Genomic DNA, 16,454 nt, shown 5'->3' on the forward strand with positions numbered 1-16,454 from the left:
TCGTTGACGTCGTCTTCATCATCGTGGTTTCTTCACTGCAAACCTTTGCAGCAGCCACCGGGAGGACCACCCGATGTCACCACCAGCCGCGCACCGCCGTCGACACGCCGTGGTCGGCACCGGGGCGCGGGCCGAGATGTTCGTCCGGGCCCTGGTCACCGAGCACGCCGACACCGCCGCACTGGTCGCCTTCGCCGACGTCAACCAGACCCGGATGGACGCCCACAACCGGTGGCTGGCCGAGCTGGGCCACCCGGCCGTGCCCACCTACCGGGCCGAGGACTTCGCCACCATGCTCGACCGGGAACGGGTCGACGTGGTGCTGGTGACCAGCGTCGACGTCACTCACGACGAGTACATCGTGGCGGCCCTGCGGGCCGGCTGCGACGTGGTCACCGAGAAGCCGATGACCGTCGACGCGGCCCGCTGCCGGCGGATCCTCGACGCGGTCGCCGAGACCGGCCGGCGGGTCACCGTCGCCTTCAACTACCGCTACAACCCGTTGCACGAGCAGGTCAGAAGGCTGCTCGCCGACGGCGCGGTCGGCGAGATCGGCTCGGTGCACTTCGAGTGGCTGCTCGACGTGCGGCACGGCGCGGACTACTTCCGCCGCTGGCACCGGGACAAGGCCAGCTCCGGCGGGCTGATGGTGCACAAGGCCAGTCACCACTTCGACCTGGTCAACTGGTGGCTCGACGCCACCCCCGTCGAGGTGTACGCCGCCGGCCGGCTGTTCTTCTACGGCGACGGGGGCCGACGGCACGGTTACGCCCGCGACTACGACCGGGCGCACGACGCCCCGGCCGCCGCCGACGACCCGTTCGCCCTGCGGCTGGCCGAACACCCCCGGCTGCGGGAGCTGTACCTCGACGCCGAGGCCGAGGACGGCTACCACCGCGACCAGAACGTCTTCGCCCCCGGCGTCACCATCGAGGACGACATGGCGGTGCTGGCCCGCTACTCCACCGGCGCGACGATGACCTACCACCTCACCGCGTACGCCCCCTGGGAGGGCTACCGGGTGATGGTCAACGGCAGCCGGGGCCGGCTCGAACTGGAGGTCACCGAGAGCGACTTCGTCAGCCCGGCCGCCGCCCGTGCGCTCAAGGGCGCCGCCCTGCACGGCGACGAGGCCGCCGCAGAGAACGGCGCGGCGACCCTCACCCTGCGCCCGTTCTGGAGCCCGCCCACCCGGATCCCGGTCGAGGGCTACACCCGGCAGGGTCACGGCGGCGCGGACGCCCGGATGACCCGGGTGATCTTCGGCGGTGAGCCGGACCCGCTGGACCGGGCCGCCACCGCCCACGACGGGGCGCTCGCCCTGCTCACCGGCCTGGCCGCCAACCGCTCCTTCACCACCGGCGACCCGGTCCGCGTCGCCGACCTGCTCACCCCGCCCTGACCGCTGTCCCGCCGGCCCGCCCCATGCCCCGACCGCTCCCCCGCCGGCCCGACCGGCCGCCCTTACCCTGGCCGCTCCCGACCGCCCGCCGACCCCGCCCGACCGCCCTGCCCCGGACCGCCGACCCGTCGCCCGCAACCGAGGAGTCCTCCGCCGTGCCGACCTCTCCTGACCTGCTCCTGCCGACCGACCCGGGCGTCCGGGCGATCGCCCGCGAGCTGTACGCCCTGGCCGGGCCGCAGCCGATCATCTCGCCGCACGGGCACGTCGACCCGGCGCTGCTGGCCGAGGACCAGCCCTTCCCGGACCCGGCCCGGCTGCTCATCGTGCCCGACCACTACCTCACCCGGATGCTGCTCAGTCAGGGCGTCCCCCCGGCCGAGCTGGGCGTGCCCAGCGTCGACGGCAGCCCGGTGGAGACCGACGGCCGGACGATCTGGCGACGCTTCGCCGCACACTGGCACCTGTTCCGGGGCACCCCGTCCCGGCTGTGGCTGGAACGCACCTTCAGCGAGGTGTTCGGGGTGGACACCGCGCTGACCCCGGCCACCGCCGACGCCGTCTACGACGAGCTGGCCGCCCGGCTGGCCGAGCCGGAGTACCGGCCCCGGGCACTGTTCGAGCGGTTCCGGATCGAGGTGCTGGCCACCACCGAGTCGCCCCTGGACGACCTCGGCCGGCACGCCAAGCTCGCCGCCGACGGCTGGGGCGGGCCGGGCGGCCGGGTGGTCACCACGTTCCGGCCGGACAACGTCGTCGACATGGAGTTCGACGGCTGGGCCGACAACGTGGCCCGGCTCGGCGAGGTGGCCGGCGTGGACACCGGCACGTACGCCGGCTACCTGGACGCGCTGCGCGCCCGCCGGGCGGCGTTCGTCGCGGCCGGCGCGACCTCCTCCGACCACGGCCACCCCACCGCCCGGACGCTGGCGCTGACCGCCGACGAGGCGGCGCGGCTCTACGACCGGGGCCGGCGCGGGCTGGCCGACGCCGCCGACGCCGAGGCGTTCCGGGCGCACATGCTGGTGGAGTTCGCCCGGATGTCGCTCGACGACGGCCTGGTGCTGCAACTGCACCCCGGCGCGGTCCGCAACCACAACCGCCGGCTGTACGCCACCCACGGGCGCGACGTCGGCGGGGACGTCCCGCACGCCACCGAGTACGTGCACGCGCTGGCCCCGCTGCTCGACGCGTACGGCAACGACCCGCGGCTGCGGGTGGTGCTCTACACCCTCGACGAGTACACCTTCACCCGGGAACTGGCCCCGCTGGCCGGCGGCTACGCCGCGCTCTACCTCGGCGCGCCCTGGTGGTTCCTGGACTCCCCGGAGGTGCTGCGCCGGTTCCGGGAGGCGGTCACCGAGTCCGCCGGGTTCTACAACACCGCCGGGTTCGTCGACGACACCCGCGCGTTCTGCTCCATCCCGGTCCGCCACGACGTGGCCCGCCGGATCGACGCCGGTTTCCTGGCCCGCCTCGTCGCCGAGCACCGGCTGAGCGAGGCCGAGGCCGCCGAGACGGTCGTCGACCTGGCGTACCGGCTGCCCAAGAAGGTCTTCAGGTTCGGAGAGCACGCATGAGCACCAGGATCACCGACGTCGACGTGCACGACGTCCGCTTCCCCACCGCGGCGGCCGGCGACGGCTCCGACGCGATCAACCGGGGTGACTACTCGGCCAGCTACGTCGAGCTGCGCACCGACGACGGCCCGACGGGCGCCGGGTTCACCTTCACCAACGGCCGGGGCAACGAGATCACCTGCGCGGCGATCGAGGCCCTGGCCCACCACGTGCGCGGCCGCACCGTCGCCGAGATCGCCGCCGAGCCGGTGGCGTTCTGGCGCTCGCTCACCGCCGACGTGCAGCTGCGCTGGCTGGGGCCGGAGAAGGGGGTCATCCACATGGCCGCCGGGGCGCTGGTCAACGCGGTCTGGGACCTGCGGGCCAAGCTGGCCGGCAAACCGATGTGGCGCTACCTCGCCGAGCTGTCCACCGACGAGCTGGTCGCCAACGTCGACTTCCACCACATCACCGACGCGCTCACCCCCGACGAGGCGGCCACCCTGCTCGACAAGGGACTGGTGGGGGCGGCGGAGCGGCTCGCCGTGCTGGAGCAGGACGGCTTCCCGTCGTACACCACCTCGGTGGGGTGGTTGGGGTACCCGGACGAGAAGGTCCGGGCGCTCACCCGCGAGGCGTACGCGCAGGGGTGGCGGGCGATGAAGATGAAGGTCGGCGGCCCGCCCGCCGACGACCTGCGCCGGGCGCGGATCATCCGGGCCGAGATCGGCCCGGACGCGCTGCTGATGATGGACGCCAACCAGGTGTGGGACGTCGACGAGGCGATCACCAACATGACCGCGCTGGCCGAGGTCGACCCCTACTGGATCGAGGAGCCGACGCACGCCGACGACATCCTCGGCCACGCCCGGATCGCCCGCGCGGTCACCGGGCTGACCGACGGCCGGTGCCGGGTCGCCACCGGCGAGGTGGCCGCCAACCGGGTGATCTTCAAGCAGCTGCTCCAGGCCGAGGCGATCGGGGTGATGCAGATCGACGCCTGCCGGGTCGCCGGGGTCAACGAGGTGCTGGCCGAGATCCTGCTGGCGGCGAAGTTCGGGGTGCCGGTCTGCCCGCATGCCGGTGGCGTCGGCCTCTGCGAGTACGTGCAGCACCTGGCGATCTTCGACTACCTGCGGGTCGGCACCAGCCTGGACGGGCGGATGGTCGAGTACGTCGACCACCTGCACGAGCACTTCGTCGACCCGGTCCGCACCCGGGGCGGCCGGTACCTGCTGCCCACCGCGCCCGGCTACAGCGCCGCCATGCGTCCCGAGTCGGTCGCGCGGTTCCGTTTCCCGGACGGGCCGGCATGGCGGTGAACGGCGACACCGACCGGCTGGGCCTGGCCACCCTGGGCCGGCTGCCCGCGCAGAGCCGACCGCTGGTCCGGCCGGGCACCGTGCCTGCCGGCATCGTCCACCTGGGGCTGGGCGCGTTCCACCGGGCCCACCAGGCGGTCTACACCGAGGCGGCGATCGACGCGGCCGGCGGCGACTGGGGCATCGTCGGCGTCGCCCCGCGCAGCACCGCGCTGGTCGAGGCCCTCGCCGCGCAGGACGCCCTGTTCAGCGTCACCACGCTGGCCGCCGACCGGTCGGCCACCCGGGTGGTCGGCGCGCTGGCCGGGGTACGGCACGCGGCCAGCGACCCGGCGGCGGTGGTCGCGCTGCTGGCCGACCCGACGATCCGGGTGGTGACGCTGACGGTGACCGAGAAGGCCTACCAGCTCGACCCGGTCTCCGGGGCGTTGCGCGCCGACCCGGAGCTGACCCTCGACCTGACCACCGACCGGCCCCCGGTCACCGTGCCCGGCCTGCTGGTGCGCGGGCTGCTCGCCCGTGCCGCCGCCCAGGCGGGCCCGATCGCGCTGGTCAGCTGCGACAACCTGCCGGCGAACGGGAGCCGGCTGCACAGCCTGGTGCTGCAGGCGTTGACCCTGGCCGGGGCGTCGGACGCCGTGCTGGACTCGCTCGCCGGGCAGGTGAGCTTCCCCGGCACGATGGTGGACCGGATCGTCCCGGCCAGCACCGACGCGACCCTCGCCGATGCCCGCGCCGCGCTGGGGGTGGCCGACCTGGCGGCGGTGGCCGCCGAGCCGTACCTCCAGTGGGTGGTCGAGGACGACTTCCCCGGCGGCCGGCCGCGGTGGGAGCGGGCCGGCGCGGTGCTCACCACCGACGCCGGTCCGTGGGAGCGGCTGAAGCTGCGCAGCCTCAACGGCGTGCACTCGGCGGTGGCCTACCTGGGGGCGGTGGCCGGCCGCGAGACGATCGCGGACGCGCTGGCGCTGCCCGGCCTGACCGACGTGCTGCGCCGGTTCGTCGCCGACGACGTGGCCGCCAGCTTCACCCCGCCCGACGGGGTACGGGTCACCGACTACGGCGACGAGGTGCTGGCCCGGTTCGCCAACCCGGCGATCCGGCACCGCACCCTCCAGGTGGCGATGGACGGCTCGCAGAAGCTGCCGCAGCGGGTCCTGCACACCGCCGCCGACCTGCGGGCGCAGGGCCGGTCGGCGTACTGGTCGGCGCTGGTCGTGGCGGCCTGGCTGCAGTTCCTCGACGGGCGGGCCGACGACGGCACGGTACTGCCGCTGGACGATCCGCTGGCCGGGCGGATCACCGCCGCGCTCGCCGCCGCGGACGGCACCCCCGCCGGCACGGTCGGGGCGCTGTTCGCGCTCTCCGAGGTCTTCCCGGCCGCGCTCGCCGACGACGACGGGTTCCGCGCCGACGTCGCCGGGTGGCTCGGCGCACTGCGCACGCACGGCGTCCGGGCGGTCCTGGCGGGAGCGGCATGACCGCCCCGCTGCCGCCGACCGCCGCCGACGGGCCGGTCGCCCGGGGCGCACCGGCCTATCGTCCGGTCACCGGGGCGTCGCCGACCGCCGTGCCCCGGGTGGCGATCGTCGGCGCGAACGGGCACGGCCGCTGGCACCGGCGGACCGTCGCCCCGCTGCACGCGGCCGGGCGACTGCGGCTGGTGGCGCTGGTCGACGTCCAACCGGTCGCCGACGAGCCGGCGGCGCCGGTCCCACCCGGGGTCGGCGTGCACACCGACCACCGGGAGATGCTCGCCGCCGCCCGGCCGGACGTGGTGATCGTGTGCACCCCGCCGCACACCCACCTGCCGATCGCCCTGGACGTCCTCGCCGCCGGTGCGGACCTGCTGCTGGAGAAGCCCCCGGTGCTGTCCACCGACGAGCACCGGGAGCTGGCCGGGGCGCTGGCCGCCACCGGCCGGGCCTGCCAGGTGGGCTTCCAGGCGCTCGGGTCGGTGGCGCTGGCCGAACTGTCGGCCGCCGTCGGGCAGGGCCGGCTGGGCACCGTCACCGGCATCGGCACGGTCGCCGCCTGGCAACGGCCGGACGGCTACTACGCCCGCTCCCCGTGGGCCGGCCGGCGCACCCTGCACGGTCGACCGGTGCTGGACGGGGCGCTGGCCAACCCGCTCGCGCACGCGGTGATGCAGTGCCTGGCGGTGGCCGAGACGGTGACCGGCACGCCGGTCCGGCCGTCCCGGATCGAGCTGGAGCGCTACCGGGTCCGGCCGATCGAGGTCGACGACACCGCCACGCTGCGGATCGTCACCCCCGGCGGGCCGCCGATCGTGGCGGCGGTGACCCTGGCCGGGGAGGACTTCGTCGCCGGCGAGGTGATCGTCACCGGCACCGCCGGGCGGGCGGTGCTGGAGTACCCGACCGACCGGCTGCTGCTGCCCGGCGACCCGGAACCCCGGCAGGTGCCGGGGCGGCGGGGGCTGCTGGAGAACCTGCTCGCCTACCGCGCCGACCCGGCCGGCACTCCGCTGATCGCCCCGCTGGCCCGGACCGCGCCGTTCACCGCCGTGCTGGAGCGGGTGCGGCAGGCCCCCGAGCCGACCCTGCTCGACGGCGACCTGGTCACGGTGACCGGCAGCGGGCCGGAGCGGGTGGTGACGGTACGCGGGATCAACGCGCTGCTGCGCCGGGCCGCCGGGCAGGGCGCGCTGCTGTCGGAGCTGGCCGTGCCGTGGGCGGTGCCGCCGGTGTGTACGGAGCTGGCGGCACTGGACGACTGACGCACCATCCACCACCACCTTCCGGAGAGTCCCATGCGTCCACGAACCACCGGGGCGGCCCTGGTCGCCCTCTCCCTCCTGCTGACCTCGGGTGCGGCGGCCCACGCCGCACCCGGCCGGACCACCGACGGGGTGCCCCGGGTGGTCGAGCGGCTGGCCCGGCAGACCCTGCCGGCCGGTGACGGCTGGGCGGCCGACGGCCCCGGCACCACCGGCGGGGCGGCGGCCGCCCCGGACCAGGTCCACCTGGTGCGCAGCCGGGCCGACCTGGTCCGGGCGCTGGGCGGCGACAACGCCACCAACAAGAGCAACGCCACCCCGAAGGTGGTCGTCGTGGACGGCACCGTCGACGGGTTCGCCGCCGACGACGGTCACCTGCTCGGCTGCGCCGACCTGGCCGACCCGGAGTACAGCCTGCCGGCCTACCTGGCCGCGTACGACCCGGCGGTGTGGGGCATGGTGCCGCCGACCGGGGCGCTGGAGGCCGCCCGGGTGCGCTCGGTGGCCAACCAGACCCGGCAGACGCAGATCAACGTGGGGCCCAACACCACCATCGTCGGCCGGCACGGGGCCGTCCTCACCGGACTGACCCTGATGATCGACGGGGCCAGCAACGTGATCGTCCGCAACCTGACCTTCGACGACGCCCGGGACTGCTTCCCGGCCTGGTCGCCGACCGACGGCGCGACCGGCAACTGGAACTCCCAGTACGACCAGATCTCGGTACGCCGCAGCGAGCACGTCTGGGTCGACCACAACACGTTCACCGACGGCGACAACCCGGACAGCGCCCAGCCGGTCCACTTCGGCCGGCCCTACCAGGTGCACGACGGGTCGCTGGACGTCACCCACACCGCCAGCCTGGTGACCGCCTCCTACAACCGGTTCACCGGCAGGGACAAGCTGATGCTGATCGGCTCGTCCAACACCGTCGGGCCGGACGTCGGCCGGTTGAAGGTGACGCTGCACCACAACCTGTTCGACCGGGTCCTCCAGCGGCTGCCCCGGGTGCGCTTCGGCCAGGTCGACGTCTACAACAACTGGTACCGGCTGGGCGGCGACGACTTCGTGTACGCGATCGGGGTGGGGGTGCAGTCCGCCGCGTACGTGGAGAACAACTTCTTCACCCTCGACGCCGGCATCGCCCCCGGCGACCTGCTGTACGACTGGGGTGGCTCCGCCGTCACCACCCGGGGCAACTGGGTGGACGCCGACCGCGCGCTGCCCCGCCCGGTCGACCTGGTGGCCGCGTACAACGCGACCCACGACCCGGACCTGGGCGGCGACGCCGGGTGGACGCCGGCCCTGCGGGCGCCACAGGCGGTGCCCGCGCCGCTGGTGCCGCTCGTGGTGGGGCCGTTCGCCGGGGCCGGTCGACTGCCGCTGTGAGCCCCTTCCGGTCGGGTCGGACCGCCGCCGGGGTGCGGCCCGGCCCGACCGGAAGCGCCGGCCGCACCGGCGCGCGGACGGATCAGTAGGTCGCCGGCCTGGTGAGCACCTCGGCACCGTCGGAGGTGATGGCGATGGTGTGCTCGCTGTGCGCCGTCCGGCAGCCGGTGGCGCTGCGCAGCGTCCAGCCGTCGGCGTCGGTGACCAGGGTGGCGGTGTCGGCCATCACCCAGGGTTCCAGGGCCAGCAGCAGCCCGGGGCGCAGCCGGTAGCCGCGACCGGGGCGGCCGGAGTTGGAGACGTGCGGATCCTGGTGCATCGTCGAGCCGACGCCGTGCCCGCCGAACTCGGTGTTGACCTGGTAGCCCGCCGCGCCGAGCACCGTGCCGATGGCGTGCGAGACGTCGCCGACACGGGCGCCGGGGCCGGCGGCGGCGATCCCGGCACGCAGCGCGCGTTCGGTCGCGTCGATCAGCGCGACGCTCTCCGGGGGCCGGCTGTCACCGACCACGAAGCTGACGGCCGAGTCGGCGACCACCCCGCCGAGGGAGACCGCGAGGTCGAGCGAGAGCAGGTCACCGTCGGCGAGCGGATAGTCGTGTGGCAGCCCGTGCAGCACCGCGTCGTTGACCGACGTGCAGATGTAGTGGCCGAACGGGCCGCGCCCGAAGGACGGCTCGTAGTCGACGTAGCAGGACTGCGCGCCAGCCTCGATGATCATCTGACGCGCCCACTCGTCGATCTCCAGGAGGTTGGTGCCGACCACGCTGCGGCCCTTCAGTGTCTGGAGGATCTCGGCGACCAGGGCGCCGGTGTCCCGCGCCCGCCGCACGTCGTCGGCGTTCAGGATCTCGATCATGTAGCGCCCCCTCGGACTACCAATAAATATCCCGGCCATATTATCCCGGTACTAGAATCGTCGTCATGGTCAGGTTGCCGCTCACTCCCGCAGAGGTGGCACGCGGACAGCGCCTCGGTGCCCTGCTGCGCCGCGCCCGGGGCCAGCGCTCGATGCTCACCACCGCCCTGGCCGCCGGGCTCTCCCCGGAGACGCTCCGGAAGATCGAGTCCGGCCGGGTGGCCACCCCGGCCTTCCCGACCATCGCGGTCCTCGCCGACGTGCTCGGCCTCTCCCTCGACGCGGTCTGGTCGGAGATCAACCGGTCCGACGGCGCGGTCGACCTCGCCGGCCCGGCCCGTGACCCCGGCCAGCGGCTGGCCTCGTAGCCCGTTGCCGCCCCACCGCGCGCCGACCGCCGCCGTCCGTCCGGGGACGGCGCTCGGCGACGAGCCGGGGCGGCGCTCGGCGACGAGCCGGGGCAGGGAGAATGGCCCGGGGTGACGGCCCGGGCTCCCCGGCCCCGGCGACGCGGATCAGCGGGAGGTGAACCCGGGTGACGGGTGGACGCGACAGGGACGCGGGCTTCCCGGACCCGCCGGCCGACCCACACCGCACCACCCCGCGAGCCGGCACCGCACCGCCCGCCGGCACCACACCACCGGCCGGTGCCGTACCGCCGAACGACACGGTGGACCCTGACGCGCCACCGGCGTTCCGGGCCGCGCTGGCCGCCGACCCGGCGCAGCTCTCCCCCACCCGGGAGGCGCTGCGGGCGTGGCTGACCACGCTCGGCGCGGGCGAGGCGGACGTGGAGGTGGCGCTGATCGCCGTCGGTGAGGCGTGTGCCAACGCCATCGAGCACGGCTACCGGTTCGCCGCCGGGTCGACCGTCCTGGTGCGGGGACGGCTGCGCGGCGACCGGCTGGAGATCGAGGTCTCCGACACCGGCGGCTGGCGGGGGCCCCGCCCGGACGGCGGAGACCGGGGTCGGGGTGAGTTGATCATGACGCGGCTGATGGACGAGGCACGCATCGACGGCACACCCGAGGGGACGACGGTACGGCTGGTCAAGCACCTCGCCGACCTGGGATGATGCGGTCACATGCCCGACGACAGGATCAGGGTGGCAGTGAAGATCGGCTATAAGTAGGCCATGGAGTTCCCGCCGTACCTCGCCACCATGCCGCTGCACGCGATCACCGAGCTGCACGGTGAGCCGGGTCTGCTGGCCCGGTTCCGGCTGGAGCTGCCGGCCTTCCCGGCGGCCGAGCAGGACCGGCTGGCCACCGCCCTGGACCTCGCCGCCGAGCTGCACCGCGAGGACCGCCGGTCCCGGGAGCCGTACCTCAACCATCTGTTGCGGGTGTCGATCCGGATGATCCACCACTACCGGGTGCGCGACGCCGACGTGATCGTCGCCGGGCTGCTGCACGACGCGGTGGAGGACCACCCGGGGGAGCTGGCCGGCGCCGGGGCCGCCGACCCGACGGCGGCCGCGCTGGCCACCCTGACCGACCGGTTCGGGGCGCGGGTGTCCCGGCTGGTCGCCGCGGTCACCAATCCGGTGTACGACCCGGAGCGGGATCCGCACGTGCAGTACCGCGAGCACGTCGCGGCCAGCCTGGACCGGGAGCCGTGGGCCCGGGTCATCAAGATCTCCGACTTCACCGACAATGGCGTGGGGGTGGTCTACGCGGTCGGGCCGAAGGTGGCCCGCTCGGCGGCGAAGTACCGGCCACTGGTGCCGGTCTTCCGGGAGCTGATCGCCCGACCGGACACCCCGCTGTCGGCACCGGTGAAGCGGCACATCTTCGCCCAGCTCGACCTGGCCGAGGAGCGCTTCAGCGCGATCCTCGACCACGCCGGCTGACCCGCGCCGCACCACACCCCCGGTGCCCGGCACAGCGCACCCCCGCCGCTCGGCACAGCGCACGCCCGGTGCTCGGCACAGCGCACGCCCGGTGCCCGGCACAGCGCACCCCGCTGCTCGGCGTCGACGCCAACGGCGCGGTCAGGCGCGAGGTGAGACGGCCACCCCGCACCCGCCGAGCACGGCGGCGAGCCGGTCCCGCAGGGCGGGCAGCCGCTGCGGGGTGTCCCGCAACACCAGCCGGACCGGCTCCCGGGCACCGGCCGAGACCCCGCCGACCACGTCGAGCAGCGTGCCGAGTTGGCCGGGCGGCTCGTCGGCCAGCAACAGGCCCGCCTCGGTCACCTCCAGGGTGAGCGGGCCGACGTCGAGCCGGTCGGCCAGCACGTCGGCGAGCGCGTCCCAGTTCCGGCCGAAGTGTCCGGGCAGGTCGAGGGCGTCGGTGAGGGCGTCGAACAGCGTGGCGCGGGTACGGGCCACCGCCCCGGCCACGGTGACCGACGGCGTCGGCGCTCCCGACGGTGGTGTCTCGTCGGTCACCCGCAGCCACCCGGGCTGGCGCTGTCCGGTCATCGTGCATCCTCCTGCTCACCCCGGGGTGGGGCGGCGGACCGCCCCACCCCGATGGTCCTCGGTCAGATCCGGTAGAAGTTCGCGTAGTGGTCGGGCGAGAACCAGGTCGCCCCGGTGCTCCTGTTCACCACGATGCGGTACGCGTCCCGCGCCGCGCCGGAGACCCGCGGGTAGACGTCGTACTCGTGGTAGGTGGCGCCGGCCGGGAGCTGTCCCTCGTAGTTGTGGAACTGGCCACCGGCGAAGTTCGACAGCCCGCCGCTCCAGGCGTACCAGCCCCGGCTGGTGGGGAAGCCCTTGGCCGACCAGCCGGAGCGGGCGGTACGGGCGTCCGCGCAGCGGGACATCGTGCAGGAGCCGTAGACCGCCGCCGACGCGGGGTCGGTCAGCCTCGGCGCCACCACGGACGGCCCGACCAGCACCGCCGCGATCATCGCGGTCAGCAGGGCGAACGTGCCCAGCAGCCGGCCGGGCCGGGTACGGCGGGTCGGAACGACACCGGCGGTGGCAGCGATCGGGACGCCGACAGGGGTGACGGGGATCGGGGCGGGGGCGATCGAGGCGGGGGCCGTGACAGTCGCGCCGGTGGCGACGGCAGTGCCGGCGGTGACAGTGGTGGCAGTGGCGGCGGTGACGGGGTTCGCGGGAGTGCGCAACGGGTCCTCCGGGTCGCGGGGGCCGACAGGAGTGCATCGATCGAGATGGTTATCCCGATCAGCCACATTCTGGCGGGAGACGAACCCCGCCGACCAGAGGTCAGCCTGGCAACCGTGGATGAACGCGCCATGATCGGCACAACACCGCCGGTTGAATGATCGGTCGGCGACGGCCCGGGGCGACCGATCCGACCGCGTCACGGCGGCCGGGCGACCCGATTACCGCCCCGGCCGGGCAGCCCGATCAGAGCCGCCGGAGCCGGCGACCCGACCAGGCCACCGGAGCCGGGCAGCCCGATCAGAGCCGCCCGGCCCCGGTGGGCTCAGCAGCCGATCCGGCTGCTGCCCAGCGCCACGTCGTCGTACCAGATGGTGTCCGCGCCCTCGCCGTAGCTCTCCCAACCCAGCTTCAGGTCGGTCAGCCGGGGCCGCCAGGTGCGGTTGTACCACTGGCCGTCGATGTCGTGGGTGGGCGTCCCGTCGGCGGTCAGTCCGGTGACGGCGGTGCCGTCGAGCCAGGTCCGCAGCTGTCCCTGGTTGCCGTCGACCATGAACTCCAGGCACGTCCAGCGCCCGGTGGGCAGCGGCACGCTCAACGCCACCCCGGACGGGCTCTGCTCGGGCAGGGTTGCGTCGTCGGAGGCCCGGTTCCACTGCAACGCGCCGTTCTGGCCGCCCATCCGCAGGTCCTTGTTGCCGTCGGCGGCGTCGGTCATGGCCATGAAGGTGACGTGCTGGGTCGGCAGGGCGGTGGTGTGGCGCAGCCAGATCCGGCCGTACCGGACGGCACCCACCGCGCTGAGATCCTTGGTGGACCGGACGAAGACGTGGTTGCAGTAGCCCTGCGCGCCGTCGATGCGCAGCGAGCGGCTACCGCTGTGCGTGGTGGTCGTGTCCACCGCCGCCCGGCCCGCGCCGGAGCAGTCCGGGTTGACCACGCCCCAGTCGCCGGCCGGCGTCGAGCCGGTCTGGTTCTCGAACCCGTCGCAGAGCACCGCACCGGCGCACCCGGCCGGCGGCGGGGTGGTCGGCGGCGGCGTCGTGGGCGGCGGTGTCGTCGGAGGTGGGGTGGTCGGCGGAGGCGTCGTCGGGGGCGGCGTGGTCGGGGGCGGCGTGGTGGGCGGCGGCGTCGTCGGGGGCGGGGTCGTGGGCGGCGGCGTGGTGGTCGGCGGCGGAGCGCCGTTGCACGGTACGCCGTTGAGCGTGAACCCGGTCGGCGCGGCGGAACCCGAGGTGCTGGTGCCCTGCACGCCGAACTCGGTGGAGCCGCCCGCCGGGACGCTGCCGTTCCAGGCGGCGTTACGGGCGGTGACCGTCGTGCCGGCCTGGCTGACCTGGGCGTTCCAGCCACCGGTCAGCCGCTGCCCGCCCGGGTAGGACCAGGTGACGGTCCAACCGCTCAGGGCGGTGTCGCCCGGGGAGACCCGGACGTTGGCGGTGAAGCCGCCGGTCCACTCGTTGGGCTGGTAGTCGATCCGGCAGCCCTGGGCGGCCGAGGCGGTGCCGGCGAGCACGGTGGTGACGGCCGCCGCCGCCGTGACGGTGGCGGCCACGGCGGCGGTGATACGGGTACGGGAAATCCTCACAGGGGTCCTTCCGGCTGGCCGTCGGTGTGGACCGACGGCACAGGAGCGATGACGTCGCTCGCGCGTCGACATGCCTTGTCGGCACGTGGACAACGGCCCGGCTCAGGCCAAACAGCCGCCCGGCAACTCGGCGGCACCCGAACCCAATGTAGTGATGGTTGCCTATGGAAACAAGTCCGCCGCCCACAGGGCCGACGCCCCCGGTGTGTGGCCGGTCCCACCACCGGGCCGACCACACACCGCGCCCCGGCCGGTGGCGTCGGGGCCGCCACCCCAGCGGCAGCGGTAGCGTTGCCGGCTCAGCGGGTGAGGGACAGGCTGGCGCAGTCGGTCTCGTCGGGCAGCAGCGGGCGGAAGGTGACCGCCCAGCGCTTCCCACCGGAGGTCCACGGGGTCGCCGCATTGGCCTTGCCGGCGGAGGCGATCACCTGCTGCACGGCAGCGCCGGTGACGGTCACGCACCCCAGATCGAGGCCCTCACCGAGGCTGGCCCCGGGCAACGCCGGGCCGGGCCACTCCATCCTGGGCTGCTTCGCCGTCTCCGGCGTGGCGACCCACGGCCCGGCCACCGCCGCGATCGCGGTCGGCTGGTACGGCTGCGTCGCCGCGTTCCCCGGGTCGGTCAGCTTGTCGGCGAAGGTCCGCAGTTTCTCCCGGGCGGCCTGCTGGGCGGGGGTCAGGCCGGACCCCGGGCCGGTCGCCTCACCCAGGGCGTATACCTCCAACTGCTCGCTGCCGACCGTCCCCCGGATGGTGAACCGGGTGGTGGTCACGTCGGTGATCTTCGGCGTGCCCACGTCGACCGCACTGCCCACCCCGGCGGCGCGGGCCTGCTCGACCAGCTTGGTCACCTCGGCCGCGCTGATCGTGCGGACCTGGATGTTGGGCAGCGCCGGCCCCGGATAAGTGAGGACGGTCGGCCCCTGCGTGATCACCCGGCCGTCGGCGTAGACGCTGACGGACGGCAGCCGGGTCACGTTCGTCTCGGGTCGCACGAAGCCACCCGTGTGGTCGATCCGCAGCACCGGCACGTTGGCGGGAAGAGAGGTCGGGGCCGCATCGGGCGCGACGCCCGCCCCGTCCTGCCCCGCACAGGCAGCAGTGAGCAGGAGCACCGGTGCGACCGCCGCCCACACACCTCGAAAACTCGTCATACCCCCTTCGACGCGCCAAACCCCCGAACGGCTCCACGTTCCCACCCCCCAAAACCGCCACGAAAGGGTGACCAAGAGGTTTGCGTCATCCCCACGCCGTTGATCAAGAAGTTTGCGTCATCGGGGAGATCCAAGTTGACGCAAACCTCTTGATCACCGGGCCGATCACAGCGCGCGGGGCGGGGTGGGGTGGGTGGACGGGTCAGGGTTCGCGCATCCAGAGCTTTGGGTCGTTGACGAAGACGCCCTTGCCCTGCTGCCGTCGGATTACCCGCAACGCTTCCAGCCTGGCGTAGGACATCTGAACAGTCCCGTGGCTGACCTCGTACTTCTGTCGCAGCTCGGCGATCGAGGGCAACTTGTCCCCCGCCTTCAACTTCCTGGCTCTGACGTCGGCGATCACATCGTCGGCGATGCGCCAGTAGTCCGGCACTTCTCGCATGGCACTCCTCGCGTGGCAACCCGATTCGATCACACCGCGACGCACCTAACAAGCAGCGTTGACTCATCCAGCATGTCTAGATATGTTGGACACCGAACCACTCCTCGCGTGGCAACGAGAGAGGGGTTTCCCCCGGTCGGGGCGGGTGTGCGCCCGCCCCGACCCCGTCCGGCTGCTCTGCTGTCGTACCGCCGAAGTGGGCTGCGACGGCCGAGCGGGCGGGTCGTCCGCAGCCGGCGGTGGACGGCCCGCCCTCCAGCACCACCGACAGGACCCTTCCGCCCTCCCCCAGCACCGGAAAGGACCCCCGTGGCCCAGGTGTATCGCGGTGGCCAGCCCTACGGGACCGGCCGCCCGGCCCTGCTGACCCCCTACGAGGTACGCACCCAAGCGTTCCGGCCGCGCCGACGCGGCGTCGACCCCGACGAGGTACGCCGGTTCCAGGCCCGGCTGGCCGACGAGTTCGCCGCGCTCCACCAGGAGATCCGCGTCCTCGCCCAGGAGAACGACCGGCTCGGGCGTGCCCTGCGCGACTGGCAGTCCCGGCAGGCGACACGGTGCCGGCGATCCAACGGCGGACGTTGGTGAACGTCCGGCCCCGCCCCGGTGACCTGCTGATCGTCGACCGGGCCGCCTCGGTGCAGTTCGCCGGGGAGCGCGCCCTGCGGCTGCGGGTGGTGTCGGTCTGCGACCGGCCCACCTACGACGGGTGGATCTGGCTGACCGGCTACGTGCTCGGCCGGCGCGACGAGGCCGTCGCCCGACGGGAGATCTTCGTCCAGCTCGCCGGCCTGCGCCCCGCCCCCGCCCGGCCTCCGGGGTCGACTGTGTCCGCAGCTATGGCGAGGCGGGCGGCCGGTCGGGTCGGCGCACCGACGGCCGTACCGGCTGGGTCGCGCGGGAGGCGACGGTGAGGTCGG

Annotated in this window: 17 protein-coding genes; 11 read left to right on the forward strand and 6 right to left on the reverse strand. The window is 74.1% G+C overall.

Annotated elements, in window-relative coordinates; translation table 11 throughout:
- Positions 1-73 precede the first annotated feature (73 nt).
- The 6 genes from GA0070623_RS05330 to GA0070623_RS05355 all read left to right on the forward strand — a co-directional run bounded on the left by GA0070623_RS05330 (position 74) and on the right by GA0070623_RS05355 (position 8,412).
- Positions 74-1,402 carry a Gfo/Idh/MocA family protein gene (locus GA0070623_RS05330; RefSeq protein ID WP_067308080.1) on the forward strand — a complete coding sequence of 443 codons (1,329 nt, stop codon included), beginning with the start codon at positions 74-76 and terminating at the stop codon, positions 1,400-1,402.
- A 155-nt stretch (positions 1,403-1,557) separates the two neighbouring features.
- Positions 1,558-2,982 (forward strand): glucuronate isomerase, encoded by a 1,425-nt coding sequence (gene uxaC / locus GA0070623_RS05335; protein ID WP_067308078.1) that lies wholly within the window; start codon positions 1,558-1,560, stop codon positions 2,980-2,982.
- Positions 2,979-4,283, forward strand: a complete 1,305-nt coding sequence (locus GA0070623_RS05340) for an enolase C-terminal domain-like protein (RefSeq protein ID WP_067308075.1) — start codon at positions 2,979-2,981, stop codon at positions 4,281-4,283. Before uxaC ends, GA0070623_RS05340 begins: the two co-directional genes overlap by 4 nt.
- Positions 4,274-5,764: a mannitol dehydrogenase family protein gene (locus tag GA0070623_RS05345; protein ID WP_067308072.1), complete on the forward strand. Its 1,491-nt coding sequence runs from the start codon at positions 4,274-4,276 to the stop codon at positions 5,762-5,764. Before GA0070623_RS05340 ends, GA0070623_RS05345 begins: the two co-directional genes overlap by 10 nt.
- A complete protein-coding gene (locus GA0070623_RS05350; protein ID WP_084261294.1) occupies positions 5,761-7,023 on the forward strand; it encodes a Gfo/Idh/MocA family protein in 1,263 nt (420 codons plus the stop codon). The genes GA0070623_RS05345 and GA0070623_RS05350 overlap by 4 nt, the downstream gene beginning before the upstream one ends.
- Before the next feature lie 33 nt (positions 7,024-7,056).
- Positions 7,057-8,412, forward strand: a complete 1,356-nt coding sequence (locus GA0070623_RS05355) for a pectate lyase family protein (protein WP_067308069.1) — start codon at positions 7,057-7,059, stop codon at positions 8,410-8,412.
- 82 nt (positions 8,413-8,494) lie between these two features.
- On the opposite strand, the gene map is transcribed toward GA0070623_RS05355, so the two are convergent.
- The gene (gene map, locus GA0070623_RS05360; protein ID WP_067308066.1) at positions 8,495-9,271 is read right to left on the reverse strand and encodes a type I methionyl aminopeptidase; all 777 of its coding nucleotides are present in this window, start codon (positions 9,269-9,271) and stop codon (positions 8,495-8,497) included.
- A 65-nt stretch (positions 9,272-9,336) separates the two neighbouring features.
- Between map and GA0070623_RS05365 the strand changes: the two genes are divergently transcribed.
- The 3 genes from GA0070623_RS05365 to GA0070623_RS05375 all read left to right on the forward strand — a co-directional run bounded on the left by GA0070623_RS05365 (position 9,337) and on the right by GA0070623_RS05375 (position 11,123).
- Positions 9,337-9,639: a helix-turn-helix domain-containing protein gene (locus GA0070623_RS05365; protein WP_067308064.1), complete on the forward strand. Its 303-nt coding sequence runs from the start codon at positions 9,337-9,339 to the stop codon at positions 9,637-9,639.
- A gap of 167 nt (positions 9,640-9,806) precedes the next feature.
- Entirely contained in the window at positions 9,807-10,346 is a 540-nt protein-coding gene (locus GA0070623_RS05370) for an ATP-binding protein (RefSeq protein ID WP_231932669.1), read from the forward strand.
- Between the two features lie 60 nt (positions 10,347-10,406).
- Positions 10,407-11,123, forward strand: coding sequence for an HD domain-containing protein (locus GA0070623_RS05375; protein ID WP_067308062.1), 717 nt, complete (start codon positions 10,407-10,409; stop codon positions 11,121-11,123).
- Positions 11,124-11,264: 141 nt separating this feature from the next.
- On the opposite strand, the gene GA0070623_RS05380 is transcribed toward GA0070623_RS05375, so the two are convergent.
- The 5 genes from GA0070623_RS05380 to GA0070623_RS05400 form a co-directional block, all read right to left on the reverse strand.
- A complete protein-coding gene (locus GA0070623_RS05380) occupies positions 11,265-11,696 on the reverse strand; it encodes a barstar family protein (RefSeq protein ID WP_084261293.1) in 432 nt (143 codons plus the stop codon).
- Positions 11,697-11,758: 62 nt separating this feature from the next.
- The gene (locus tag GA0070623_RS31620; protein ID WP_084261297.1) at positions 11,759-12,130 is read right to left on the reverse strand and encodes a ribonuclease domain-containing protein; all 372 of its coding nucleotides are present in this window, start codon (positions 12,128-12,130) and stop codon (positions 11,759-11,761) included.
- Between the two features lie 545 nt (positions 12,131-12,675).
- Positions 12,676-13,938, reverse strand: coding sequence for a cellulose-binding domain-containing protein (locus GA0070623_RS05390; protein WP_231932671.1), 1,263 nt, complete (start codon positions 13,936-13,938; stop codon positions 12,676-12,678).
- Positions 13,939-14,237: 299 nt separating this feature from the next.
- Positions 14,238-15,092 carry a hypothetical protein gene (locus tag GA0070623_RS05395; protein WP_067306321.1) on the reverse strand — a complete coding sequence of 285 codons (855 nt, stop codon included), beginning with the start codon at positions 15,090-15,092 and terminating at the stop codon, positions 14,238-14,240.
- 202 nt (positions 15,093-15,294) lie between these two features.
- Entirely contained in the window at positions 15,295-15,534 is a 240-nt protein-coding gene (locus GA0070623_RS05400) for a winged helix-turn-helix domain-containing protein (protein WP_067306325.1), read from the reverse strand.
- A gap of 309 nt (positions 15,535-15,843) precedes the next feature.
- Between GA0070623_RS05400 and GA0070623_RS30800 the strand changes: the two genes are divergently transcribed.
- Together GA0070623_RS30800 and GA0070623_RS05410 are read left to right on the forward strand one after the other, a co-directional pair.
- Entirely contained in the window at positions 15,844-16,122 is a 279-nt protein-coding gene (locus GA0070623_RS30800; protein ID WP_231932672.1) for a DivIVA domain-containing protein, read from the forward strand.
- A complete protein-coding gene (locus GA0070623_RS05410; protein ID WP_231932673.1) occupies positions 16,119-16,448 on the forward strand; it encodes a hypothetical protein in 330 nt (109 codons plus the stop codon). Before GA0070623_RS30800 ends, GA0070623_RS05410 begins: the two co-directional genes overlap by 4 nt.
- Positions 16,449-16,454 lie beyond the last annotated feature (6 nt).

Source organism: Micromonospora rifamycinica, assembly GCF_900090265.1.
GTDB lineage: Bacteria > Actinomycetota > Actinomycetes > Mycobacteriales > Micromonosporaceae > Micromonospora > Micromonospora rifamycinica.